Genomic DNA, 22,938 nt, shown 5'->3' on the forward strand with positions numbered 1-22,938 from the left:
CCTAGTCGTTCGCGGGGGCTTTGGCGATGCGATCCGTGATCGGCTCGATCATGCTCACCCGATCAGGCCCACCATGATCGGGGTGATCATTCGTGCCGTAAAGGAGCGCGGATTCGCGCATAGACCCGCGGAATGCTCCTTGCGTGGAACGCGACGTTTCGACGACGCCGTGCGGCGTTGCTTTGCGCGTGAGGGGAGACCATGACCAAGATCCGATTGTACTTTTTCGCGCTGATCGTGGCCGTTGCCACACTGGCCGTCGCGAGCCCGGTGCCCGCCAGCGCCGCCAGTACCTTGGTGGCCGGGCTCACCGCGACCTTCACCAAAGGTCAAGATTGGGGGACGGGCTACGAGGGCAAGTACACCATCAACAACAACAGCAGCGGCGCCATCACCGCGTGGACCGTGGAGTTCGACCTTCCGGCTGGACACCGAATCAGCTCCTTGTGGGATGGCTCGTACACCGCGAGTGGCCAGCACATTACGGTGAAGAACACCTGGAATGGCAGCGTCGGGGTGGGCGGAAGTGCCAGCTTCGGATTCAATGTTGCCTATTCGGGTGGGTACACCGCCCCGGCGAACTGCCGCCTCAATGGCGATTCGTGCGACGGCGGCCCCTCGCAACCGGGTGCCCCGGGCACGCCGGGCGCGCCCAGCGTGAGCAGCACGACCAACTCGTCGATCTCGCTTTCATGGGGCGCGTCGAGCGGCACCGTCACGGGTTACCGCGTCTACGAAGGCACCACGGTGAAGGCGACCGTCACGGGCACGTCGGCGACGATTTCCGGGCTCGGCTCGTGTCAAACGCACTCGTACACCGTGGCGGCGTACAACAGCTTGGGCGAGTCCAACAAGAGCAGCACGGCGACCGGCACCACCACCGGATGCACCAACCCCACCGGCGGCCGCGGCGCGCCGTACCTGTACCTCGGCTGGGGCGATCCGCCCTCCGTCAGCACGGTGATGAACGCGACCGGCATCAAGTGGTTCACCATGGCGTTCGTCCTCTCGTCGGGCGGTTGCAATCCGGCGTGGGATGGCTCGCGTCCCCTCACGGGCGGCACCGATGCCAGCGTCATCTCGCAGATCAAGGCCGCGGGCGGGAACGTCGTTCCGTCGTTCGGCGGGTGGAGCGGCAACAAGCTGGGTCCGAATTGCTCGACCCCGCAGGCGCTGGCTGGTGCGTACCAGCAAGTGATCAACGCTTACGGTCTCACGGCCATCGACATCGACATCGAGAACACCGACGAGTTCGAGAACACCACGGTGCAGGATCGCATTCTGGACGCGCTCAAGATCGTCAAGCAGAACAACCCAGGCATCCAGACCATCGTCACCTTCGGCACGAGCACCACGGGTCCGAACTACTACGGCAATCGCCTCATCGAGCAGGCCGCGGCACGTGGTGCGAACATCGACATCTTCACGCTCATGCCGTTCGACTTCGGTAGCTCGAACATCTACAACGACACGGTGGGCGCGTCGGAAGGCCTCAAGAACAAGCTGAAGGCCACCTTCGGTTGGTCCGATGCCACGGCCTACGCGCACATGGGCATCTCCGGCATGAACGGTCTGTCCGATCAGCAGGAGCTCACCACCGTCCAGACGTGGACCCAAATCCGCGACTGGGCCAAGAGCCACGCTCTGGGTCGCCTCGCCTTCTGGTCCGTCAACCGCGATCGCGGCTGCGCAGGCGGCGGCGTCGTCTCCAACTGCAGCGGCATCGCCCAAGCCGACTGGGACTTCACGCGCATCACCGCAGGGTTCTAAGTCGCCAATCGCGAAACGTGCCATGTCCCCGTCGTCACGTACGGCGGGGACATCGCTTTTTGTTCAATCGCGCACTCACGGTGACCACGTTTTCCGCGCCACACGTGCATGCGATGCGCGCCCCTGGACACGCCTCCCGTGTCGATGGTGGCCCCGCCCGCCCTGCACGCCATCGAGCGGACCATGGCTAGGCCGACTCCGACTCGATGCGCTTCAGAATCGCCTCGTCGAGATCGAGCACGGCGCGGAGACGCGTGAGGAAGGACACTTCGTCGCCGGTGACCTTCCCGTCGAGACGCGAAATAGTGCGGGCAGCGCGGTAGATGCCCTCGCGCCAGTCGCTGCGAAGACGTTTCACCTCCGCGAGATCGAGCGACGGCGCCGTGCGAAGCAGTGCCATGGCCTCGCGTCGCCGTGCGGCATCCAACTCGGTGCTTGCCTCGATCAGACGGCGAAGCGCTGCGGCTTCGGCAGGATCCAAGCGACCGTCGGCCCATGCCGCGGCGGCCCAAACGCGTACGATGAGGAGACTATCGAGGCTATCCATCGCGTTTGTCATACCACGGCGCGGCGTTGCAAAAGCTTCACACTGGAAAGGACCTCGCACGTGCCTACACTTGACGTGGTCACGCCAGGTGCGAAATGGAAGTCTTCGTCGGACTCTTGGGCTTCGGGCTTCTCGTCGTGGGTGCGGTGGCCATTGTCGCGTTCTCCATGGCGTCCCGCGCGCAGGCGCAGGTGCGGCAGTTGGAGGCCCTCGTTCAACGGCTCACGGCCTCGGAGCTTCCGCCCACGGAGCCCGCCAACACGGAGAGCGTCGAGCCCGCACGCGATGACCTCGTGCCGGAGAAAAAGAAGAAGGTCGTCGATTGGGAAGGCCTCATCGGCGTGCGTCTCTTTGCGTGGCTCGGCGGGATTGCGCTCTTCGTGGGGCTCGCGTTCTTTCTTCGGTATTCCATTCAGGAGAACCTGATCGCGCCACCGCTTCGCGTGGGCCTCGGCGGGATCGTCGGCGCGGTCGCGCTTTTCGGCGGTGCATACCTGCGCTCCAAGGCCGATCGCGCAGGGCAGGCCATTTCGGGCTCCGGCGTCGCAATTTTGTATGCCTCGCTCTACGCGGCGCGCACCCTTTATGACTTGCTCCCGGTGAGCGTCACCTTCGCCGGTATGGCCTTGGTCACCGTGGCTGCGGGGCTCCTCGCCGTCCGAAAAGATGCACCCATGCTGGCCATTTTGGGCCTGCTGGGCGGCTTCATGACGCCGTTTCTCCTCTCCGCGGGCGACGATCGCCCCGTCGCGTTGTTCGTGTACGTGGCGTTGCTCGATGCCGGCATTCTGGCCGTGGCCATCCGGCGCCAGTGGCCCGGCCTGGCCTTGCTTGGATTGGGCTCGACGACGGCCGTTTACAGCGCATGGGCGTACCAGTTTCTCGACGCCGCACGCGTCCCATATGCCTTGATGGCAGCAGCGATCCTGGCCTCGGTCTTTGCCATTCCTCGATGGCGGGAAACCGAAAAGGGCACGCAGCGCGACCTCGTGCGGGCCACCGCGGTTCTTGCTTCGGCCATTCCGTTCGTCCTCGTCTTGATCCTCAGCGGCACGAACGTCTTGCGCGCCTCGCCGTTTCTGCTCGTGGGCTACCTCGCGGTGCTCGAGGCGGGCGCGTGGTTCACCACGACACGCGCGGCCTTCACGCCGATGCTTCCCATCGCCTCGGGCCTGACCGCCGTCATCCTCGCCGTGCGCGCCTCCGAGGATCTTTTCCCCTCGCAGCGCGGGCTCGTGCTCGCGGCTTTTGCGCTTCTTCCGCTGCTCGAGACCGGTGCGTGGTACCTCCGGCGCGACAAGGCGGATGGTCCGGCCCTCCGGCTTTCGGCGGCCATCGCACTCGCGGGCTCCATCCTCATCGTCGGCCGTGTGCTCTCCGTGGAGGTGCACGCCGGAGGCCCCGCGCCCATCCTCGAGCTGGCGCTCTACGCCTTTGCCCATGCCGCCGGGCTCGCGACCATCGGCGTCGTCCTCGGTTCCGGCGCGGGCTTGCTCGGCGCGCAGGCACTCGCCGTCGCCACGTTGCTCTTGCTCTTTGGCGTCGAATCACGCGAGGTCGCCCGCGGCCACTGGCCGCTCATCGTCGCATCCATGCTCGCGTTCTGGGCGATTCCCTTCACAATCCGCCCCGCCCAACGCGATCGGCTCGCGCGGCTTTCCGGCGGCGTGGCCCTGGTCCTTCACTTCCCCATTTTCTATGGCCTCCTCCACGGCGCATGGGGCGATGGCCCGCTCGGTGCCGCGGCGCTCGTTTGCGCGGGCCTTGCGCTCGCATCGGGAATGCACGGTTTCGCCTTGCTCTTCGTGACCGCCGCCATCCCCATTTGGTTCGACAACGAGTGGCTCACCGCGGTGTGGGCCTTCGAGGCGCTCGCTCTGGCAGGTTGGCATGCGCGGAAGAGTCACGCGGGCCTCCTCGCAGGGTCGGTGCTTTTGGCCGCCACCGTGATGGTTCGGCTTCTCGCCAATCCGGCGGTATGGGAATACCACGCGCGCAACGGCACCCCGATTTTCAATTGGGAGCTCTACACCTTCGGCCTACCGGCATTGGCGCTTCTGCTCGCGCCGCGATGGCTTCGCACGTCCGACGTGGCGCGTTCCCTGAAGCTCCCCGCGGTGTACGCCGGCGCCGGCATCGCGCTTCTCTTCGTCCTACTCAATGTGGAGATTGCCGATTTCCATTCCACTGGCACAACGGTGTCTTTTCACCTTTCTCAAGGCGGCTTTCGCCAGGACATGACCTATTCGCTCGGTTGGGGACTCTTTGCGCTCGGCCTTTTGGCCGTGGGCATCGCGCGCGATTCGCGTGCGTTGCGCATTGGCTCGTTGATTGTCTCGAGCCTCACGGCGGCGAAGGTCACCTTGCACGATCTCTGGGCGCTTGGATCGCTTTACCGCGTGGCCTCCTTCGTGGGCCTGGCGTTTGCCCTCCTCGCGGTGTCGTTCTTCATGCAGCGCTATGTGTTGCGCAGCGCAAAGTAGGAACCTTAACTCTCGTTCGGAAAAAGCTCGGTCGCGCCGCCGGGGTTGAGGCGGAACCTATCAAAGGGGGAGAAATGACCTTCTCCACCCCGAAGCTTGCCATCCTATCGCTCGCACTGGCGAGCGCCGCCTGTGTCGAGACGGCCGCGACACACGAGAATGAGGCGCCTGCCATCGCCGCGGCGTCCCTCACTGCCGCGACGGCGGAAATCCCGTGGTCCTACGACGGAGCCACGGGCCCCGCACATTGGGGCGACCTCGCCCATGATTTCGCGAGCTGCAAAAGCGGAACGCACCAGTCGCCCATCCCGCTCTTTCACAATGAGCATGCGCCGCGGCCGGGCCTCACGGCATTGCAATTCGAAGATCCGCCGTCCGCCATTCATCTGGTGAACGATGGACACACGGTCATTGCGACCCCCTCGCTTGCCGAGGGCCTGACGACGTCCCATGGCCATTACAAGCTGGTGCAATTCCATTTTCACGTGCCCAGCGAGCACACGTTGGATGGAAGGCATTTCGACGCGGAATTGCACCTGGTGCACCAGAACGAGCAGGGCGAACGCGCCGTGGTGGCCTTCTTCTTGTCCATCCATGATCGCAACAACGATGCGCTCGCAAGCTTCTGCGATCATCCGCCCGTCGATCCGAACCAGGAAGCCTCGCCCACGGCGCCCATCGATCTGATGCGCATCGTCAACGGCGACCACACGCCACACGCGCAGTCGTACCTCACGTACGGCGGCTCGCTCACCACACCGCCGTGCAGCGAGAGCATTACCTGGTTCGTCTTCACGTCCCCCCGATTCTTCGGCCGCACGCAATGGGAAAATCTCTACGGAGCCCTGCACGGCCACACGAACCGCCCGCTGCAACCGCGCCACGGCCGCACGGTTTCCCGATTCGACCTTTAGTCGTCGTCCTCGACGGTGCCCTTTTCCTTGAGGAAGCTCACCGCCGAGCGTGAGGCCTCGCCCGAGAGGACGATGCCTTCGACGAGCTTTTTGCTGTCATCCTTGAGGAGGGTCATGCGCGCGACGGAATGGCACTTATCGCAAAATTGGAATTCCAATTTGAGACTGAAATCGTCGGACCGATTTTGGTGCAGCCGATACCAGCTTTGCACGTCGCCGCTGTGCACGGCCTCGAGAACGCGCACCTCGCGGCCTTCGTCGCCCGAGAAGATGACGTGACCGTCCTCCAGGACTTTTCCGCACGCCGAGCATTGGAGAGCCTGAAAGGCTTTCTTGAGTAGGAACGCGCCGGTGGCCAACAAGAGGGCGCCGGCCGCGTACACGAGCCACTCGGGCAATTCGAGTCCGCGCCAGGCGAATCGCGTTCCGGTGGCCGTCGCTACCAGCGCCGCCGTCCCGCTGACGAACGTCGCCAATCCGCCCGCTGCCCCCGCAGGGTCGAATCCTTTCTTGATGGGTGATTGCATGGATGTCGCAGTGTTCATGGATGCGCCAACACTGTAGATGGCGAGCCCCGCGGCATCTTGAACGAAACGAAGATTGTCGGAACGCTTGACGGAACGGCGTGACGTTGTCAGTCTTCTCCCACGTGCGCATAGGGGCGCCGCCGGGTCCGCGGGAAGGGTCGAACCCACCTCAGTCGCTGGTCGTCCACCGACTTCTTGCTGCCCGAATTGCGGACCGCCGGGCCGAAAGGCAAGAGGTTCGACCTATGTCCAGCCCGCGCGAGCTCCCGTCCGAGCCCCATATCGATCATCTGAAGAAGCAAGCCAAAGATCTCCTCGAAGGCCATAAACGAGGCGATCTCGAAGCGATTGCCCGCCTCAAAACGGCGCTCCCGTCGCTGGCCTCGTGCAGCGACGCCGAGGCCGCGCAGGCACCGCTCGCGCTGCACGATGCGCAATCGGCCATCGCGCGCGAGTACGGGTTCAAAAGTTGGAAAGAGCTGAGCGACGAGGTCGAACGGCGCAGGAGCCTGGGGCTCTCCCCGGAGCTCGTGCAATCGCTCGTTTCCGGCCCTTTTCAAGCGCATGCCGGCGTTCCGCTGCCTTCGTCCGTGAGCGACGCCCTGCGGGAAGCTTGGACGAAGGGAGATGTGGCCGACGTGCTCGCGGCAAAAATGCCGGAGGAGCTGCCTTTGCTCGCAGCGCGCAACGCGCTCGTCGTCCCGGGGGCCGTCGTGCCGCTGCACATCGGGCGTCCCGCGTCGGTGGCCGCGATCGTCACGGCCCAGAGGCTCACGCCTCCGACCATCGCGGTCTTCGCCCAGCGCGATGCCGCCACGGAGGACGTGCGCGCCGAATCGCTTCATCCCGTGGGCTGCCAGGCCCTCGTGGTGCGCGTCGACGCGAATGCCGACGGGCGAACCTTCGTCGTTTTGCGCGGCCTGCGGTGGGTCTCGCTCACGTCGCTGGATCCGGCAGGCGACGATGCCACGTATGCCACGGCGCGCGTGGCCCGCGTGGAGGTGCAGGACGACGGCAAGCCCGGCGAGGTGGCCGCGCTGGCGCGCGATCTGCGCGAGCGGGCGCGCAACCTCGCGCGCACGATGACGGGCGGCGATCGCGCCGTGGCCATTCTCGATGCCATCGAGAACCCGGAGCATCTCTCGAACCTCGTCATGGCCAATCTGCCGGCCCCGGTATGCCCACTGGACGATCTCGCGCGCTACGCCGCGGAGCGTTCCCTCCCGGGCAAGCTGCGCATCGCCCTCGCGCTCACCGGCGGATAACGTAACGCCGCGTCGTGGCCGACATGGGGATTTGAACAGGGAGGTCGGGAGATCGGGAGGTTTTTGAGTGCGTCTCGCGCGTCAGAGCATCCCAAATCTCCCGATCTCCCGATCTCCCTGTAACCAATCAAGCGACGACTTGGAGAACGGGGTTCGCCAGCGCCTTCATCGCTTTTTGGCGCCGAAAAGGGCGGCGCGCACGAAGCACCGGAAAGTGCGCGCGGTCTCGGCGCGCGAGATGCCGAGATCGCGCCGCAGCAACTTCCACGCACACACGTCCGTGGCGGCATGCAACGCCGCGAGCACGCGGGCGCGTTCGTCGTCGCGCCGGGGAAGGTACTCGTCGCAGAGGCGCTCGAGCCATTGGCGATGGTTGGCCCTTCCCTCCGCGAGCAGCGACTTGGCCACGGGCAGGCTGCTCTCGAGAGCCAAAAGCCGCACGGTGCCATCGCCCATGTGCTCGTAGTCGTCGAGCAGCACCTCGATGCCGCCTTCGAGATCGCCCGGCTCTGCGCGATCGCGCGCCGAAGTCTTCCGCCGGGCGACCGCCTCGAGCAGCCCCTCCTTCGAGCCAAAATGATTCAGCAGCGTTTGCCGCGAGACCTGCGCCGCCTCGGCCAACGTATGCAACGTGACCTCCTCGTACGGCCGCTTGAGAAACTGCTCCGCACCCACCCGCAAAATACGCTCCCGCGTCTCCTCCGCCGTCTCCGCCCGCGCCGTCTGCTTGTACCCGCGCTTCATTTGACTCATGGTCTAGTCAATCTGGACCATCGGTCAAACGCGACTTTGCCTCCAGGCGCCGCCGAAGAGAGAATTCACATGAAGGCGGGAAGGCGGGAAGGTTTTTTGAGATTTCAATCAGCCCATTGAGCCAATTGAAACCCCAAAGAAAGTCGCCGCATGCGTTCCGCGCCGTCAGTCCTTCCCGCCTTCCCGCCTTCATGTGATCCCTCTCCCTGCGTTCCATGGGTGAAAGGGTTTTCAGCAGAAGGCGCCGAGGGGGTGGCGGGATTTTCTGTGTTGCTATACTTTAGCGATCGTCCCGGTTTACCGTTGAGCTCTGTTGCGGTGTGTCGCGGTTGACCTCGTATGAAGCCGATGGTATCGATGTCATGGGCTCATGGTATCGATACCACCGAACAGAGGTTCCACGGTTCACGAGGTTGCACGGCGCGCGGGTGTCGCGAGCATCACGGTCTCGCGCGTACTCAACGACCATGCGTCGGTGAGCGATGAGACGCGGCGCAGGGTCCAGGAGGCCATGCGTGAGCTCAATTACGTGCCGAACGCCTTGGCCCAAAGCCTCAAAGGCCGCTCCACCCGCACCTTGGGGCTCGTCGTCGGCGACGTCTCCAACCCCTTCTTCACCTTGCTCGCGCGCGGTCTCGAAGATGCCGCCACCGCGGCCGGCTACTCCGTCATCCTCTGCAACAGCGACGACGATCCCAAAAAGGAAAAGGCCTACCTCGAGATCCTCGCCCGCCGCCGCGTCGATGGCCTCGTGCTCACCCCTTCGCAAACGGATCCTCAGCCCGTCCTCGACTGGGCCCGCCAGAGCGGCCCCGTATGCCTCGTCGACCGGCCCGTCGCAGGCCTCGACTTCCACGCAGCCGGCATCGACGTCGTCCGCGGCGAAAGCCTTCTTGCCGCGGAAAAGCTCGTCGAGCACCTCATTTCGCACGGCCACAAACGCATCGCCATCGTCAACGGCCCCCCGACCCTGGCCACCGCCGTCGATCGCTTGAACGGCTACCGCCGCGCACTCACCGCCGCCGGCCTCAAGCCGGACAAGCGCCTCGAGCGCGAAGGCCAATTCTCCGTGGAGAGCGGACGCGAAACCACCTTGGAGCTGCTTTCCAAAAAGCCCGCGCCCACGGCCATCTTCGCCACGAACAACCAGCTCGCGCTCGGCGCCATGCTCGCCGTGCGCGATCGCGGGCTGCGCATTCCCACCGACCTGGCCCTGGTCACCTTCGAGGACATCCCGCACGTGGCGGACGTGTGGCCCTTCATCAGTGTGGCCGCGCAGGCGGCGGCCTCGATGGGGCAGGAGGCAGGGCGCTTCGTCCTCGAGCGCATCCAGCGCAACGGCGCCCACCACGCGCAGCAAAAGGGGGGCACGAAGACCGAGCCGCTGCAGGGGCGCGAGCTCGTTCTCGACACGGAGCTTCGCCTGCGTCGTTCGTGTGGCTGCCCGCCCATCGCGGAGGGAATCTTCGTATGAGCCAGGCTCCGCTGCTCGAGGCCAGGCGCGTCTCGAAATCGTTCGGCCCCAACCCGGTGCTGCGCGATGTCTCGTTCGACGTGCTCCCCGGCGAGGTGCACATCCTCGCGGGCGAAAATGGCGCGGGCAAGAGCACCTTGCTCAACATCCTTTCCGGCATTCACACGCAGTACGAAGGCGAGCTCCAGGTCGGTGGCGTCGTCCAAAAGTTCCAGGCCCCCAAAGACGCCGTGCGCGCGGGCGTGGCCACGGTGCATCAGGAGCTCTCGCTCATCGGGTCGCTCAGCCTGACGGACAACCTGTTCCTCGGCCGCGAGCACATCAACGCCTTCGGCATCATCGATGCGCGTCGCCAAGCGCGCGAGGCGCGGGCCCTTTTGCGCGAGCTCGATTTGGATCTCGGTGACTTGAACGAGGACGATCCCGTCGAGCGCCTGCCCATCTCCACGCAGCAGCTCGTGGAAATCGCCAAAGCCCTCGCCGCCAAGGCCAACGTGCTGCTCTTGGACGAGCCCACCAGCGCCCTGCGCGAGCCGGAAGCCGAGCGCCTCTTCGAGCGCATCGAAGCCCTGAAACGGCAGGGCAAAGGCATCGTCTACGTCTCGCACAAAATGGACGAGATCTACCGCCTCGCCGATCGCATCACCGTCCTGCGCGACGGTGCCTTGGTCGGCACGAAGCCGGCCGCCGAGCTTCCCGCGCACAAGCTCGTCGAGTGGATGATCGGCCGCGATCTTCCCTCCGGCGAGCATGCCAGCGCCTCCACGCACGAGATCGCGCTCAAGGTCGAACACCTCGTCGTCAATGGTATCGATACCAACGCCACCGGTCGGCCCGACGTCGACGACGTCTCGTTCGAGGTGCGCGCCGGCGAGATCCTCGGGCTTGCGGGCTTGCGCGGCTCCGGCGTGAGCGACGTGCTGCACGCCCTCTTCGGCGATCGCGCGGGCCGGGCCATCGGCACCATGCATCTGCGCTCCCGGGATGGACGCACCTCGCGCATCGAGCTCGCCCGGGATCTTCCCTCCCCCGCCGCAGCCATCGCCCGGCGCATCATGCTCCTGACCAACGACCGCAAAGGCAAGGGCCTGGTCCTCGACATGGACTCGAAAGAGAACGCGTCACTGGCCAGCCTGCCGCGCTATTCACCGCAGGGCATCGTACGCGAACGCCGCGAGAGCGCCGCCACCGAGCGCGTTTTCGGCCAGCTCGGCGTGCGCGGTGAGACGGCGGCACCCGTGCGGCTGCTCTCGGGCGGCAACCAGCAGAAGGTCGTTCTCGCGAAATGCCTTCTCACGGAGCCCGAGGTGCTGCTCCTCGACGAGCCCACGCGCGGCGTCGACGTCGGCGCCAAGGCCGAGATTTACGGCCTGCTCGCTGAGTGGGCGCGCCAGGGAATGGCCATCGTCCTGGTCACCTCCGAATTGCCCGAGTTGCTGCGCCTCTCGGACCGCATCGTCGTGCTGCACCGCGGCCAACGCACCGCAGAGTTTTCCCGCTCCGAAGCGACGCAGGAGAAGGTTCTCCACGCCGCCTTCGGCGCCTGAAATCCGTACACCGCCATGAAGTTACCTCGATTCGTTTCTTCCCTCATTTCGTCGCCCGTGGGCCGTGCGGTGCTCGCGCTGGTGGGCATGCTCGTGCTCGGCGCGATCTTCAATGCCGACGGCGCCTTCTTCCATTGGACCACGCACCGCGACATGCTGCGGCAGCTCTCGGTCTACGGAATGCTCGCCTGCGGGATGACCTTGGTCATCATCACCAGCGGCATCGATCTTTCCGTATCGAGCGTGCTTGCAGCCTGCGCCGTCGGCTTCTCGCTGATGACCATCCACATGCAGATGAATCCGTGGGTGGCCATCGTCGCGGTGCTCCTCGGCGGCACGGCGGTGGGCGCAGTCGCAGGTGTGCTCGTGGGGCGCTTCAAGATTCAGCCCTTCGTCGTGACCCTCGCGGCGATGGTGCTGCTCCGCGGCTTGGCCAAGCATCTTTCCGGCGGGCAAAAAATATCCACGTACATCGCCGACGCCGACAAAACCGTCACCCTGCCGCCCATTTTCGAGCAAATCGACGCGCGCGTTCTCGGCGACAACATCGCCATCGTCACATTGATCTTCCTCGCGTGCGTGGCCGTTTCGGCATTTCTGCTGCGCCATGCGCGCCTCGGTCGCTACTTCTACGCAACCGGCGGCAACGCCGAGGCCGCGCGGCTTTCCGGCGTCCCGGTCACGCGCACCTTGGTTCTCGCCTATGCGCTGTCCGGGCTCTTTTCGGCCATTGCCGGGGTATGCCAGGCCGCGCAAGAGCAGCAGGGCGACCCCGAAACGGGCATGGGCTACGAACTCCAGGCCATCGCCATCGTGGTCATCGGCGGCACCAACCTGGCCGGCGGCCGCGGGGGCATGGGCCTTACCTTGGTGGGAGCCCTCACCATTGGATATTTGCAAAAGATTCTCAGCATCAACGCCGTGGGCGAAGCCAGCCGGCTCATGCTCACCGGCGCCATCATCGTATGCGCGGTGCTCCTCCAGCGCCGCAAATAGCCATAGCCATAAAAGAGAGGTCCAAATGAAGATTCACACCCGACTTAACCTGTTTGGATTGGCGATGATGGCCTTTGCGGGGGGCTGTAGCAAAAATGAATCGCCCGCACCCGACAAGACCCAACCCGCCGCCTCGGCATCTTCTCAGACGACCGGCGCCAAGAAGCACAAAGGCACGCCCGACGATCCCTACGTGATCGGCATGAGCCAGTGCAACTTGGGCGAGCCCTGGCGCGCGCAGATGAACGACGATATCCGCAAGGCGGCGGAGAAGCACCCGAACCTCAAGGTCATCTTCAAGGACGCGCAAAACGACTCGCTGGTGCAGCGCTCGCAGCTCGAGGAGTTCGTCAATCAGGGCGTGGACGTGGTCCTCATCAGCCCCAAGGAAGCGGCCCCGCTCACCGAGCCGGTTGCCAAAGCCTTCCACGGCGGTATCCCCGTCATCGTGCTCGATCGCGCGCTTCTCAAGGAGGAGTACACGAGCTTCATCGGCGCCGACAACGTGAAGATCGGGCGCGAAGCCGGCAAATGGGTCGCGGAGACCTTGGGCGGAAAAGGGAATATCGTCGAGCTCAAAGGCCTGATGACCTCCGTGCCCGGGCAAGATCGCCACCGCGGCTTTCTCGAGGGCCTCGATTTGAAGGCGCACCCCGGCATCAAAATCGTCTTCGAGGCCGACATGCAATGGCTCGAGCCGAATGCGCGCAAGGAAATGGAGTCGGCCCTGGCGCGGCAGCCCAAGGTCGACGTCGTCTATGCGCACAACGATCCGGGCGCCCACGGCGCATACCTCGCGGCGAAGCAGGTCGGGCGCGAGAAGCAGATGAAGTTCGTGGGCATCGATGCCCTCCCGCAAGAGGGTGTTCAATACGTTAAGGAGGGCATCCTCAGCGTGACGTTCCAATACCCCACCGGCGGCGCCGAGGCCGTGGACATGGCCCTCAAGGTGCTCGCCGGCGAGACGGTGCCCAAGAAGGTCACCCTGGCGACCAAGGTTTTCACGCACGACAACGCCGCGGCCGGCGGCCAGGCGATTCCGTAGCGCCTAGCGGGTGCGGGCGGCGGTGCGCTTCGCACGGGCAACGGGCCGCGCGATGCTGCCGCCGCCGTTTTGTGCGCCCACGAGCACCATCTCGATGAGCCGTTCGAGCTTCGCGTCGTCGAAGCTCTGGTTCATGAAGAAGATGCTGTTCATCACGGCGCCGGCCATCGCATCGAGGAACATCGCCCCATCCACGCCCCGCGGGAGCTCGCCGCGGGCGATGGCGCGCTCGACGATCTTCCTCGAGTCCGCATCTTTGCGGTCGCCAATCGAATCGATGACCGCGGCCAGATCCGGATGGGCCCTCCCGCCGAACATCAGCCGCATGATGCCTTGCATCTCCGGTGAGAGGCAGAAATCGCGCACGCTGCGAAGGAACCCCATGAGGTCCGCGCGCAAGTTGCCATGATCGGGCACGATGATGCGCACATCGGTGACATCGTCCAGGGTGGCGCGCACCAGGTCGAGCTTCGTCGGCCACCGGCGGTAAAGCGTGCTCTTGTTGACCCCGGCCCGTTCCGCGACCGTCTCCATCGAGAGCGACTCGAAATCGACCCGCGCCAGCTCGGCCAAGGTGGCCTCGAAAATCTTCGAAACGAGCTGTTCTCCGCGGATTTGCTTCGGTCTTTCGCGAGGCGCAGGCATGGAGGCAGTATGCGGGTCCCGGGCCACATTGCAACGAAGTCGTTGCGATGCGCCGAAGGAGTGCTAGAAAGCTAACGCAACGAAGTCGTTGCGATGTGCGCCCCGCCCACGGGGTCTGCGCAGGGAGCTTTTTCCATGTTGCGTACGGTTTTCCTCACGCTTTCCGCGATTTCCTGGCGCTTCATGCTCGCGGCGTGCAGGCGACCGATCTCCACGTCCGTGCTGGTCGTGGGCTTCGTGGTGATCGGGCTCTTGATGGGCGAGCCGGTCCTCTGCCCGGACTACTGAAGGGGCGCTGCATGGTGTTCTTCATCCTGCATCGATGGGGCGCGAGCGAGCGCAGTCGCGATCCTCGGGTGGTGGAGGCCCTTCTATCGGAACTCGATGGGCAGGAGCCCACCGACGAACTCACCAGCGTGTCTCTTTGTTTGCCATCGGGATGGTGCCTGAGCGCTTTTCCGAATGGGCTGATGATCTTCGAGAACGTGGAGGAGACGAGCATCGAACCGCGCTACATGCGCGTTTCGTCCCGCAGCGCGGCGCGCGAGCTCATGGAATTGCTGGCTAGGCAGCAATTCCACGATCTCCACCAACGCGCGTGGCGCGCGTATTTCGATTAGCGGCTCAGGGGCCGGCGTCCTTCAAGGGGATATTCCATTTTTCGCTGAGGTACTTCTGCACGGCATCGTGTTGGGCCGTGGGGAGGCGGTGATCGTAGATGATCACCTCTCCGATGACACCATTGAACCAATTGGTGGGCTCGAGCCCGCCATCGCCAAATGCGGTGTTCGCCCCCAGGAGGGAACCTAGCGCGTTGAACCCCACCTCATGATCCAGAATTGCCCCATCCAACTGCTCGCCATTGTGAAAACGCGGCCACGCTTCGACCGTGGACACCGCACCAAATATCTGGGGTTTCCACACATCGTCGCGAGGGATCTCGCCGGAGAAGGCCTGGCCTGTAGACGCAAAGCCATCGCGAATCACGGGTTTGTTGTTGGGCAAATCGAACTCGGGATGCGACCCATTGTACGATCCGAATTGCCAAAGGCCATAACCGACGTGTTGTCCAGCATCGGTGAAGAGCCCGTTGTCGGCGGTTTGGAACACGATGAAGGCCTCGCCCCCCGAGAGCCCCTTCAACGAAGGGCCCAAGAGAACCTGCTGCGACGTTTGCACGAAGGAGAGCGCGCTCTTGCCGTTCAGTGCCGTAGCCGCAAATGTCGGCGCAGCTTTGCCTGGGGCGGGTGCGAAGTCTCTCGGGGGCACATTCCCTGATTTGTCCGACCACTTCGCCACCACGTTGTTCGCCAGCTGCACGAAGCTTGGATCCTGAGCGTCCAACCAAAGGGCCAGCCCAGCTATCGTTTTCGGCAGCGGCTGGTTACCTCCACCGCCCCCATCGGGCGGGGGAGTCTGCGCGTCCACGTTCCCCGCATCCCCAGCCGGCACCTCCGGCACCTCGGCGGGTTCCTCTCCGGTGCACATGATAGCGCCGAGCGAGGCGCCCGCCGCAGCAAGAAGCAAAAGTACGCGCTTCATTTCGCCTCCGCGGGGATCATGGTGGCGGGACCTTCTCCCACGATTTGCAAGGTGGCCTCCTCGTCTTTGGCGCCGTCGTAGTGAACGCCTTTTGCAAAATGCGTAACGAAACTTCCCGCGGGCATCGGTACCGTGCTTTCGGGCTCGTATTTATTGCCTGTGCCGACCCACCACGTTCCCGAAAGGACCGTGATGAATCGATCATTGGGATGAAAATGCGGACGGCTCATATGATGCGGCGCCCACTTCACCAGCATGATGTACGTGCCCGGCTTCGTCGGGTCGCCGCGCAACACGGCGGTCTTCAGGCCGCCGCCTTCTTCCTTCCAGGTCATTTGATTCGGCTTCTTGTAGACCAGCGCCGAAGGATTCAAATCGGCCTTGGCCGGTTGCAGAAACGCGACCAACGCCACCAACGCACCGACGATCGAGGCCATTCGTTTGGTTGCCATGAGCGTTCTCCGCGTCAGGTACCGCCGTCGTTCAATGCGATTCCCCATTTGGCGGCGAGGTACGCTTGAATCTTGTCGTGGTCGGCTGGAGGGAGCTGCTTCCCGTAGATGATCACCTCTGCGATATAGCCATTGAAAAATTGGTTGGGCTCGAGGGGGCTATCATTGTTGCTCGCGCCGAGCAGCGAGCCATTCGGGTTGAAGCCGGGCTTGTATGGATTGGGACGGTTCAAATTCACGAGTGCACCATTGAAGAAGCAGTCCCAACTGTGCTGCGTCGCAACCACACTGTAGATGTGCGGCGACGAAATGGAACCGTATTGCGCCGCAACGGCTCCGAAGAATGTTTGATCGCTCAGGCTTCCAAAGGAATCTTGGACATGCCCATTGGCATTGGGGTGAGCACTGGCCAATTTGCCGAACTGCCAAAGGCCGTACGCTACTTTGGCGTCAGGTGGGAGGCCAATGGTCCGTTTTGCCGGGTGGAGAACCACGAAGGCCTCGGCCTCGGCGGACGAAATCACTGGTCCTACGAGGTACGTGCCCCCTGCATTGCTGAACACCACGGAGCTCATGGTGTTCCCATTCATCGAGCCGGGCGCGAATTTCGGCGCCTTCTCGGGCGCGCGGGGCGCGTAATCGTTCTTCTTCGCCGATTTATCGACCCATTTGACCACCGTTTCGTCGGTGCCCGGCTTCTTTCGCTGCACACTGTTCGAATCGGCGCCGTCGAGCCACAAGAGCAACCCGTCGACCTCCTGCGGCACGGGAGGGCCCGCGTCGTGATTGTCGGGCGGGACGTACGTGTCGGAGTCCCCACCATCCTTTTGCGGGATGGGCGGGAGGGCGCCCGGTTCGTCGCCGATGCAGGCGGCAAGGACGGTGCTTCCAAACGCGGCGGCGGAGACGGCAATAAGTGCAAGAACACGTTTCATCGGTGGCTCCGTTCTCAGAATTGGAAGCTGGCGCTCGCGCCGGCCGTGTTCGGCGCGAGGATCGGGGTCACGCGCGCGGTGGACGCCGGGCGCTCTTTTCCGGTCACGACGAGGTAGACGCCCACGCCAAGGGCCGCCAGGCCCACACCTCCGGCCACGAGGGCGACGGTCTGGCTCGTCTTCGCTTTGTCGTGATCGTCGACCGCGGCGTCGTGTTGAATGCCGGCGTTCTGGTACTTCTCCTGGAAGTGGTAATCGAGGGCGCTATTCTGCTCGCGATCGGCTTTGTCGCCATACATCTTGGCGCGCACACCGAAGAAGATGCCGGTGCCCAGCGCCAGAATGCCGGCGCCGCCCACGATGTAACCGATATTGCGGCGCGGGTTGGAGTGCTCGGGCGGCGGTGTCGACTCCTCGCCTTTGGCAAATACCGGCGCGGGTTGGGGCGCGGCGTTTGGATCTTCCAGCGGCGGCACCGCAACGCGCGTGTTGCCGGGGCCAGGTTCGAACTTCACCTTTTGCGACCAGGGCTTTCTCTTCGGCGCGGTGACCGAGACCTCGTGCTCACCCGGATCGACGGGAATGGCCGTTCCCAACGCCACGGAGCCCAATGACTCGCCGTCGAGTTGCACCTCGGTGCCGGGCGGCGCCTGCGGGACTTCGACGACCATCTTGCGAAGTTGCTTTTCGAGCGCCACCGCGTGCGAGCGTGCGTAGGCCTCGCGATCTTTCTGGCCCGAGCGCACGGCGCCGGCGATGGCCTCGTTGAATTCGGCCCACGCGCTGGCGGTTTTGCCTTCCTTCTCGTGGCAGCTTGCCAGGTTGAGGAGTGTGCCCGTCGCGGGTTCGAGCTTTTGGCTCTGGCCGAACTTGATGCATGCATCATGCACGTTTCCGCTGGCCATCAGACGCTGGCCCTCTTGGTAGAGGGATTCGGCGGCCGCCGCGGAGCTTTGGGCATTCGCCGGCAGCGAGGTCAACGTGGCGCCGGTGAACACCAGTGTCGTGAGGCCTGCTATCGCAAGTCGCATATTTCCTCGTAATCAGAAACGGGTGGCTTTCGTGGGGTCGAACTCGGGGGCGGCCGTGACGCTGGGGGCCGCCGTGGTGGTGGGGGAGGCGCTTGCTGCAGAGTGGGATCGGCGGGGCGGCTTGGTGCCGGCGTCCGTGGTGGCCGATGCGGACGCCCCGGCTTCGTCGATCGCCCTCGCCGGCTCGGACGTGGGAGCCGGATGTGCGATTTCAGGCAATGGCGTCGGAGCGGGTGGCGGCGTTGGCGCCGGGGATGCGAGAACGGCCGGCGGCGTCTTGGGGCGCGCCACGAGAAAGACGGCCACGATGCTTCCCGCCACGGCGAAGGCCACGGGGATGATCAGCAGGTACGCCAGCATGGACCGGCGCTGGGCGGGCTGCGCGTTTCCCGTCGTGGAGGCGTTCGCCCGACTGTCGGCCCAGGCCTGCGCGGTCTGCCCGTGCGCAGCGTAGGGCGGCGGCGGAATCGAGGGCCCCTCGGCAAGGGGCGCGGTCGCCGCGGCGGGGACGTCGAAGAAGCCGCGAATGTGCTCCAATGAATCGCGCGAGCGCACGGCAAAGGGAGCCAGGGCGCAGGCGAGTTGGTACGCGTCGGGGATGCGGCGCTGCGGATCGCGCTGAAGACACGCCGCCACGGTGGCCTGCAACTCGGGCGGAACATCGGGCCGGTGCTGCCCGAGGGGAACGGGATCCTGCTCGAGAATGGCGGCGAAGAGCTCGCCCATCGACTCGCCGCGGAAGGGCAGAGAGCCCGTGAGCATCTCGTACAGCATGACGCCGAGCGACCAGATGTCCGAGCGACGGTCGACGCTCTTCGCGCTGCGCAGCTGCTCCGGCGACATGTACAGCGGAGAGCCGAGCATGGCCCGCGTCGACGTGAGCGCGTGATCCGCCGGATCCATCAGCGGATCGGTCACTTTGGAGATGCCGAAGTCGAGCACCTTCACGACCTCGGTCCCGTTGCTCCGGCGCGCGAGGAACAAGTTTCCCGGCTTCAGATCCCGGTGCACGATGCCATGGTGGTGGGCTTCCGCCACGGCCTCCAAGGCCTGCAGCAGGTAGTCCACCGCCTGCCCCACCGGCATGCGCGGGTGCTGCCGGAGGTACGAGGCGAGATCCGCCCCCTCGAGCAGCTCGAGTACCATGTACGCGAGGCCATCGGGCGTGCGCCCCGCGGCAAACACACGGGCCACGTGCTCGCCCTCGATGCGCGCGGCCGCCCGGCCCTCGTTGATGAAGCGGGTCACCGCTTGAGGCACGCTTGCCACGTGCGGGAGCAGCAGCTTGACCGCAACGCGACGCGACAAGTCCACATCCACCGCGGCATAGACGGCCCCCATGCCGCCCTTTCCGACGAGGCGCTCGATGCGGTACTTCTCGAGAAAAAGGTCGCCTGGCTGCAAAAATCCCGTCACTTTGCAAAGGGTACGCGATCCGTACCGCGAAGTGGATACCTAGTCTTTCGGCCGTCCGCAGCATCTGTTGCGAGCATCCTGCAGCTTGCTTCACCTTTTCCGCTCGGATGTCGGTCCGCCTCGTTCTCAGCAACGGACGACGCCGCTCTTGACAGAGAGCCCGAGGCCGGAGGCGCGATCGACCAAGCCTGCTAAGCTGCACTGCGCCAAAGATGCCCGACGGAAACGCACTTCCATCCATCCCCGTTCCACGCCACCTACACTCGATCCGCTACGAGATCCGCGGCCCCCTCGCCCGACGCGCTTGGGAGATGGAGCGGCAAGGGCTCGAGATCATCAAGCTGAACATCGGCAACCCGGCCTCGTTCGGCTTTCGCACGCCGGAAGCCATGCGGCGCGCCATCGTCGACAACTTGGGTGACGCCGAGCAGTACGTGCATCAAAAGGGCATTTTCTCCGCGCGCGAGGCCGTCGTGGCCGAGTCGCAATCGAAGGGCGTTCACGGCGTCACCGTGGATGACGTCTTCCTCGGCAACGGCGTCTCGGAGTTGATCCTGATGTGCCTCGAGGCGCTGCTCGAGCCAGGTGACGAGGTGCTGGTCCCCTCGCCCGACTATCCTCTATGGACGGCGGCCGTTTCCCTCACCGGCGCGCGCGCGGTCCATTACCCGTGCCGCTCCGAGCACGAGTTTTGTCCCGATCCCGAGGAAGTGGCCCGCCTCATCACACCGCGCACGAAGGCGCTGGTGCTCATCAACCCGAACAACCCCACCGGTGCGGTGTACCCCGCGCGCGTGGTGGAGGCGCTGGTGCGACTCGCCGAGAGGCACGGCATCGTGCTGTTCTCCGACGAGATTTACGACCGCATCCTGTACGACGGTGCGAAGCACGTGCCCGTGGCCACACTCTGCCGGGACACGCTGTGCGCCACGTTCGGCGGTCTTTCCAAGGTATACCGCGCTTGCGGCTACCGCGTGGGCTGGGCGACCTTCAGCGGGCGCAAGTCGCACGCATCGAGCTACCTGCAAACCGTGGAGCTCCTCGCCTCGCTGCGCCTTTGCAGCAACGTGCCCGGCCAGTGGGCCGTGCAGACCGCCCTCGGCGGGCATCAGAGCATTTACGATTTGACGGCGCCGGAGGGGCGGCTCGGTCGCCAGCGCACCGCCGTACTGGAGGGCGTCAAGCGCTCGAAGTACCTACAGCTGGTGCCGCCGGCGGGCTCGCTGTACGGGTTCATCCGCGTGAATCGCGAGCGGCTGCCCAAGTTCGACGACAACGCCTTTGCCATGGCGTTGCTCGAGGAGAAGAAGGTGCTCGTCGTCCCTGGTTCGAGCTTCAATGTCGACTACACGGATCACTTCCGAACCACGATTCTCCCGCACGAAGATACGTTGAAGGACGTCTTCGCCCGCATCGAGGATCTGCTCGACGGGTGGGCCGCAACCGCACCGTGAAAGAGCACGTCGGGTCGCGCTAAAATGGGCAGCGTCACGAAGAGAAGAAGAAGCCGCCAGGACGCCAAAAGAGAGGCGCCAGGATCGCCAGGTGAACCAACAATAAACTCTCGATTTTTAGGATTTATTGTTGGTTCAGTTGGCGCACTGGCGCTTTCCTCTTCCTGTTCGAGAATCGTGCTCGCCAATTTTAGCGCGGGTCACGCAGGGAAGGTGCCCTTGTTCATGAGAAGCGCGCGGCGCACGTGACGATTCGGGTGTGATGCGAGGCGCTTTGCGACAGCAACGTAGCGTGGATCGGCCGATGACGCGTTCGAAGAACCGGTGCACAGACGGTAGCCGGACAGCGTCAGGATCGCGCCAATCAAGTCTTCGGGGGAATCGGCGCGTGCGAGTACCTGCAAGAGATCCGACTCCGTGCGCACGGAAATGGCTGTCTCGATGAGCGCACGAATCTCCGCCACCGCGGACTCACTCGGGGCCGAGACGATGACGAATCGAGCCCCACAGTGATGATCGGCCACGTCGTTGATGCTCGTTTCGTTGTTCGCTTCCCAAAACCGTTGACGTGGAACGTAGTACCCACGCGGAACGTCCTCGACGTATTTCCAATCATGCCGCGCCGCAAGCTCGTCCAGGGAGTGCCCGCCGTTGATGGGCAACATGAGGGTGATGCTATGGACCGGTGAATCTTCGGTCATGATTCGGCCTCCGCTTCGTCCTCGGCTTCTTCTTCATCTTCGACGTCGTCGTCACCGTCCGGCCAAAACCCATCGTGGAGCTGTCCGTTGTCGCCGACGAACATGGGCTCATCGCCGAAGGTGTCGCGAAAAACGTTGGTCGCATCGGGACCTTGGCCATTTTGTTCGAGGGCGTTATCGATGGCGTGCCGCAATTCGGCAGACTCGTCACTGGACAACGCCACGCGGTGCAATAAAAATGTCATATTGTAATAACGCGCGATGCTGGCCACGGCGCGGCGCACCGTCGATTCGGGGTGGGCGGCATATTCACAGAGCCTCATCGTTTTGGCCAGATCCCCTTCCCAAAGCGCCGCACAGATGCGCAGGCCCGTGGCCAATTGGCCAGGGTGCTCGGGAGCGGTGATATTCTCGATGATGTCCCGCTCACCGTTGAACGGGATCCCGGTGAGCGATCCCAAAACATCGAGTGGAACATCGGCTGGAAGGTTGAAGCCCAGCTCCACATTGCACCGCGCGACGACGGCCTGATGACTCGCGGGTGCAGGGACGTAGGACAATCGCACGCAAACGATGTTCTGCATGTGAATCTCGAAGGAAACATACGAGCGCGAGTGCAGCGTGCGCCACGTCATGGACGGAACGCGTCCGAGACGCTGTTGCTTGTGCATCCCATTTCTACTTGCGGCCGACATGGCCATAGGGCTTACCGGCTTGACGATGGTATCTCGAAGAGGATCGTCCGAATGATGGCTTCCCCACGATTGCTTTTCGACGTAGTGCACCATCGTGTAATATCGGTCGAGGTCGTGCCCATTGAATTCCACCATTTTGCCCGAATAGACGTTGGGCAGAGATACCTCTTCCAGGAACCCCACGAACCCACGCTCGCGCCGCGTGAAATCCACCATGCGGAGGGCCGGTTTGGGGAACGTGCTGCTCAGGACCTCCGCCAGGCCCTCCGGGGTGGGCTCCGCGGCTACCCATAGCCAGGCTGGGTAGAAATCGGCCAAGGCGCACCAAATGCGGTCCGGATCGTGTGCATCGGCGTACCAGTGCACGTCGACTTCGACGCCCAGCGCACGCCACGTCGTCGACGGCCCGCGCGCAACGAGGACCTTTCCGGCGCGACCGGATGCATTCGCCGCAGTCAGATGATCGAACTCGAGTGTTCTCGCGTTGGCTTTGGACGATTCGGCAGGCGTCCACTCCGCCGAGGGCACGGCCACGATTCCAAGCTGCGCCCCGAGCGCGTCCGTTCCCAGGTGCTCGAGCCATGGGGGAGGGGTGGCGCGCAGAGCTTCCACTCCATGGAATGCGTTTTCCGTGCTGGACAAAGGAGGCCTCCTGCGATGCGAAACATGCCACCGCACTTGGCTTCTACGAGCTCGATCGGGATATCTTCCCTCGATGAACGACGCGTCGCATTGGGACCGTCGCT

22 protein-coding genes are annotated in these 22,938 nt (G+C 64.3%); 11 read left to right on the top strand and 11 right to left on the bottom strand.

The features are described 5' to 3' along the window. Positions 1-201 precede the first annotated feature (201 nt). Positions 202-1,770, top strand: a complete 1,569-nt coding sequence (locus LZC95_32240) for a cellulose binding domain-containing protein (GenBank protein WXA91112.1) — start codon at positions 202-204, stop codon at positions 1,768-1,770. A 187-nt stretch (positions 1,771-1,957) separates the two neighbouring features. On the opposite strand, the gene LZC95_32245 is transcribed toward LZC95_32240, so the two are convergent. Further along, positions 1,958-2,317: a TerB family tellurite resistance protein gene (locus LZC95_32245; protein ID WXA91113.1), complete on the bottom strand. Its 360-nt coding sequence runs from the start codon at positions 2,315-2,317 to the stop codon at positions 1,958-1,960. 95 nt (positions 2,318-2,412) lie between these two features. Here LZC95_32245 and LZC95_32250 point away from each other — a divergent pair, with 95 nt between their 5' ends. Together LZC95_32250 and LZC95_32255 are read left to right on the top strand one after the other, a co-directional pair. After that, positions 2,413-4,800, top strand: a complete 2,388-nt coding sequence (locus tag LZC95_32250; protein ID WXA91114.1) for a DUF2339 domain-containing protein — start codon at positions 2,413-2,415, stop codon at positions 4,798-4,800. Positions 4,801-4,874: 74 nt separating this feature from the next. Further along, a complete protein-coding gene (locus tag LZC95_32255) occupies positions 4,875-5,714 on the top strand; it encodes a carbonic anhydrase family protein (protein WXA91115.1) in 840 nt (279 codons plus the stop codon). Here LZC95_32255 and LZC95_32260 read toward each other — a convergent pair. Then, positions 5,711-6,241 carry a hypothetical protein gene (locus LZC95_32260; protein ID WXA91116.1) on the bottom strand — a complete coding sequence of 177 codons (531 nt, stop codon included), beginning with the start codon at positions 6,239-6,241 and terminating at the stop codon, positions 5,711-5,713. The genes LZC95_32255 and LZC95_32260 overlap by 4 nt on opposite strands. 245 nt (positions 6,242-6,486) lie before the next feature. Here LZC95_32260 and LZC95_32265 point away from each other — a divergent pair, with 245 nt between their 5' ends. Next, positions 6,487-7,506, top strand: a complete 1,020-nt coding sequence (locus LZC95_32265; GenBank protein ID WXA91117.1) for an LON peptidase substrate-binding domain-containing protein — start codon at positions 6,487-6,489, stop codon at positions 7,504-7,506. Between the two features lie 165 nt (positions 7,507-7,671). Here LZC95_32265 and LZC95_32270 read toward each other — a convergent pair whose 3' ends face one another. Then, the gene (locus tag LZC95_32270; GenBank protein ID WXA91118.1) at positions 7,672-8,259 is read right to left on the bottom strand and encodes a TetR/AcrR family transcriptional regulator; all 588 of its coding nucleotides are present in this window, start codon (positions 8,257-8,259) and stop codon (positions 7,672-7,674) included. Positions 8,260-8,770: 511 nt separating this feature from the next. Here LZC95_32270 and LZC95_32275 point away from each other — a divergent pair. From LZC95_32275 to LZC95_32290, 4 genes are read left to right on the top strand one after another with little or no spacing between them, the layout of a single operon-like run. Then, positions 8,771-9,733 (top strand): substrate-binding domain-containing protein, encoded by a 963-nt coding sequence (locus LZC95_32275; protein ID WXA91119.1) that lies wholly within the window; start codon positions 8,771-8,773, stop codon positions 9,731-9,733. Continuing rightward, the gene (locus tag LZC95_32280) at positions 9,730-11,280 is read left to right on the top strand and encodes a sugar ABC transporter ATP-binding protein (GenBank protein WXA91120.1); all 1,551 of its coding nucleotides are present in this window, start codon (positions 9,730-9,732) and stop codon (positions 11,278-11,280) included. The genes LZC95_32275 and LZC95_32280 overlap by 4 nt, the downstream gene beginning before the upstream one ends. 15 nt (positions 11,281-11,295) lie before the next feature. Then, on the top strand, positions 11,296-12,276 hold the full coding sequence (locus LZC95_32285) for an ABC transporter permease (GenBank protein WXA91121.1): 981 nt from the start codon (positions 11,296-11,298) through the stop codon (positions 12,274-12,276). Between the two features lie 25 nt (positions 12,277-12,301). Further along, complete coding sequence (locus tag LZC95_32290) at positions 12,302-13,321, top strand: substrate-binding domain-containing protein (GenBank protein ID WXA91122.1); 1,020 nt, start codon at positions 12,302-12,304, stop codon at positions 13,319-13,321. Between the two features lie 3 nt (positions 13,322-13,324). On the opposite strand, the gene LZC95_32295 is transcribed toward LZC95_32290, so the two are convergent. Beyond that, positions 13,325-13,966 (bottom strand): TetR/AcrR family transcriptional regulator, encoded by a 642-nt coding sequence (locus tag LZC95_32295; protein ID WXA91123.1) that lies wholly within the window; start codon positions 13,964-13,966, stop codon positions 13,325-13,327. A gap of 135 nt (positions 13,967-14,101) precedes the next feature. On the opposite strand from LZC95_32295, the gene LZC95_32300 reads away from it, so the two are divergent. Both LZC95_32300 and LZC95_32305 read left to right on the top strand, forming a co-directional pair. Then, positions 14,102-14,254, top strand: coding sequence for a hypothetical protein (locus LZC95_32300; protein WXA91124.1), 153 nt, complete (start codon positions 14,102-14,104; stop codon positions 14,252-14,254). Positions 14,255-14,265: 11 nt separating this feature from the next. Beyond that, positions 14,266-14,586, top strand: coding sequence for a hypothetical protein (locus LZC95_32305; GenBank protein ID WXA91125.1), 321 nt, complete (start codon positions 14,266-14,268; stop codon positions 14,584-14,586). A 4-nt stretch (positions 14,587-14,590) separates the two neighbouring features. Here LZC95_32305 and LZC95_32310 read toward each other — a convergent pair whose 3' ends face one another. Genes LZC95_32310 through LZC95_32330 form a run of 5 tightly spaced genes read right to left on the bottom strand, consistent with a single transcriptional unit; the run spans position 14,591 to position 19,342 of the window. Further along, positions 14,591-15,508 carry a hypothetical protein gene (locus LZC95_32310; GenBank protein ID WXA91126.1) on the bottom strand — a complete coding sequence of 306 codons (918 nt, stop codon included), beginning with the start codon at positions 15,506-15,508 and terminating at the stop codon, positions 14,591-14,593. Continuing rightward, complete coding sequence (locus tag LZC95_32315; protein ID WXA91127.1) at positions 15,505-15,960, bottom strand: cupin domain-containing protein; 456 nt, start codon at positions 15,958-15,960, stop codon at positions 15,505-15,507. The genes LZC95_32310 and LZC95_32315 overlap by 4 nt, the downstream gene beginning before the upstream one ends. Positions 15,961-15,974: 14 nt before the next feature. Beyond that, on the bottom strand, positions 15,975-16,895 hold the full coding sequence (locus LZC95_32320) for a hypothetical protein (protein WXA91128.1): 921 nt from the start codon (positions 16,893-16,895) through the stop codon (positions 15,975-15,977). 14 nt (positions 16,896-16,909) lie between these two features. Continuing rightward, on the bottom strand, positions 16,910-17,926 hold the full coding sequence (locus tag LZC95_32325) for a hypothetical protein (protein WXA91129.1): 1,017 nt from the start codon (positions 17,924-17,926) through the stop codon (positions 16,910-16,912). A 12-nt stretch (positions 17,927-17,938) separates the two neighbouring features. After that, positions 17,939-19,342: a protein kinase gene (locus LZC95_32330; protein ID WXA91130.1), complete on the bottom strand. Its 1,404-nt coding sequence runs from the start codon at positions 19,340-19,342 to the stop codon at positions 17,939-17,941. Positions 19,343-19,554: 212 nt separating this feature from the next. On the opposite strand from LZC95_32330, the gene LZC95_32335 reads away from it, so the two are divergent. After that, positions 19,555-20,796, top strand: coding sequence for an aminotransferase class I/II-fold pyridoxal phosphate-dependent enzyme (locus tag LZC95_32335; protein ID WXA91131.1), 1,242 nt, complete (start codon positions 19,555-19,557; stop codon positions 20,794-20,796). Positions 20,797-20,996: 200 nt separating this feature from the next. Here the strand turns inward: LZC95_32335 and LZC95_32340 are convergent, their stop codons facing one another. Continuing rightward, positions 20,997-21,497: a hypothetical protein gene (locus tag LZC95_32340; protein ID WXA91132.1), complete on the bottom strand. Its 501-nt coding sequence runs from the start codon at positions 21,495-21,497 to the stop codon at positions 20,997-20,999. Continuing rightward, on the bottom strand, positions 21,494-22,834 hold the full coding sequence (locus tag LZC95_32345; protein WXA91133.1) for a hypothetical protein: 1,341 nt from the start codon (positions 22,832-22,834) through the stop codon (positions 21,494-21,496). Before LZC95_32345 ends, LZC95_32340 begins: the two co-directional genes overlap by 4 nt. Positions 22,835-22,938: the final 104 nt, after the last annotated feature.

The organism is Sorangiineae bacterium MSr12523 (assembly GCA_037157775.1).
GTDB lineage: Bacteria > Myxococcota_A > Polyangia > Polyangiales > Polyangiaceae > Pendulispora > Pendulispora brunnea.

Coding starts and splice junctions, on each gene's coding strand:
- LZC95_32240 (WXA91112.1), top strand. CDS start 202: ATGACCAAGATCCGATTGTACTTTTTCGCGCTGATCGTGGCCGTTGCC.
- LZC95_32245 (WXA91113.1), bottom strand. CDS start 2,317: ATGGATAGCCTCGATAGTCTCCTCATCGTACGCGTTTGGGCCGCCGCG.
- LZC95_32250 (WXA91114.1), top strand. CDS start 2,413: ATGGAAGTCTTCGTCGGACTCTTGGGCTTCGGGCTTCTCGTCGTGGGT.
- LZC95_32255 (WXA91115.1), top strand. CDS start 4,875: ATGACCTTCTCCACCCCGAAGCTTGCCATCCTATCGCTCGCACTGGCG.
- LZC95_32260 (WXA91116.1), bottom strand. CDS start 6,241: ATGCAATCACCCATCAAGAAAGGATTCGACCCTGCGGGGGCAGCGGGC.
- LZC95_32265 (WXA91117.1), top strand. CDS start 6,487: ATGTCCAGCCCGCGCGAGCTCCCGTCCGAGCCCCATATCGATCATCTG.
- LZC95_32270 (WXA91118.1), bottom strand. CDS start 8,259: ATGAGTCAAATGAAGCGCGGGTACAAGCAGACGGCGCGGGCGGAGACG.
- LZC95_32275 (WXA91119.1), top strand. CDS start 8,771: ATGCGTGAGCTCAATTACGTGCCGAACGCCTTGGCCCAAAGCCTCAAA.
- LZC95_32280 (WXA91120.1), top strand. CDS start 9,730: ATGAGCCAGGCTCCGCTGCTCGAGGCCAGGCGCGTCTCGAAATCGTTC.
- LZC95_32285 (WXA91121.1), top strand. CDS start 11,296: ATGAAGTTACCTCGATTCGTTTCTTCCCTCATTTCGTCGCCCGTGGGC.
- LZC95_32290 (WXA91122.1), top strand. CDS start 12,302: ATGAAGATTCACACCCGACTTAACCTGTTTGGATTGGCGATGATGGCC.
- LZC95_32295 (WXA91123.1), bottom strand. CDS start 13,966: ATGCCTGCGCCTCGCGAAAGACCGAAGCAAATCCGCGGAGAACAGCTC.
- LZC95_32300 (WXA91124.1), top strand. CDS start 14,102: ATGTTGCGTACGGTTTTCCTCACGCTTTCCGCGATTTCCTGGCGCTTC.
- LZC95_32305 (WXA91125.1), top strand. CDS start 14,266: ATGGTGTTCTTCATCCTGCATCGATGGGGCGCGAGCGAGCGCAGTCGC.
- LZC95_32310 (WXA91126.1), bottom strand. CDS start 15,508: ATGAAGCGCGTACTTTTGCTTCTTGCTGCGGCGGGCGCCTCGCTCGGC.
- LZC95_32315 (WXA91127.1), bottom strand. CDS start 15,960: ATGGCAACCAAACGAATGGCCTCGATCGTCGGTGCGTTGGTGGCGTTG.
- LZC95_32320 (WXA91128.1), bottom strand. CDS start 16,895: ATGAAACGTGTTCTTGCACTTATTGCCGTCTCCGCCGCCGCGTTTGGA.
- LZC95_32325 (WXA91129.1), bottom strand. CDS start 17,926: ATGCGACTTGCGATAGCAGGCCTCACGACACTGGTGTTCACCGGCGCC.
- LZC95_32335 (WXA91131.1), top strand. CDS start 19,555: ATGCCCGACGGAAACGCACTTCCATCCATCCCCGTTCCACGCCACCTA.
- LZC95_32340 (WXA91132.1), bottom strand. CDS start 21,497: ATGACCGAAGATTCACCGGTCCATAGCATCACCCTCATGTTGCCCATC.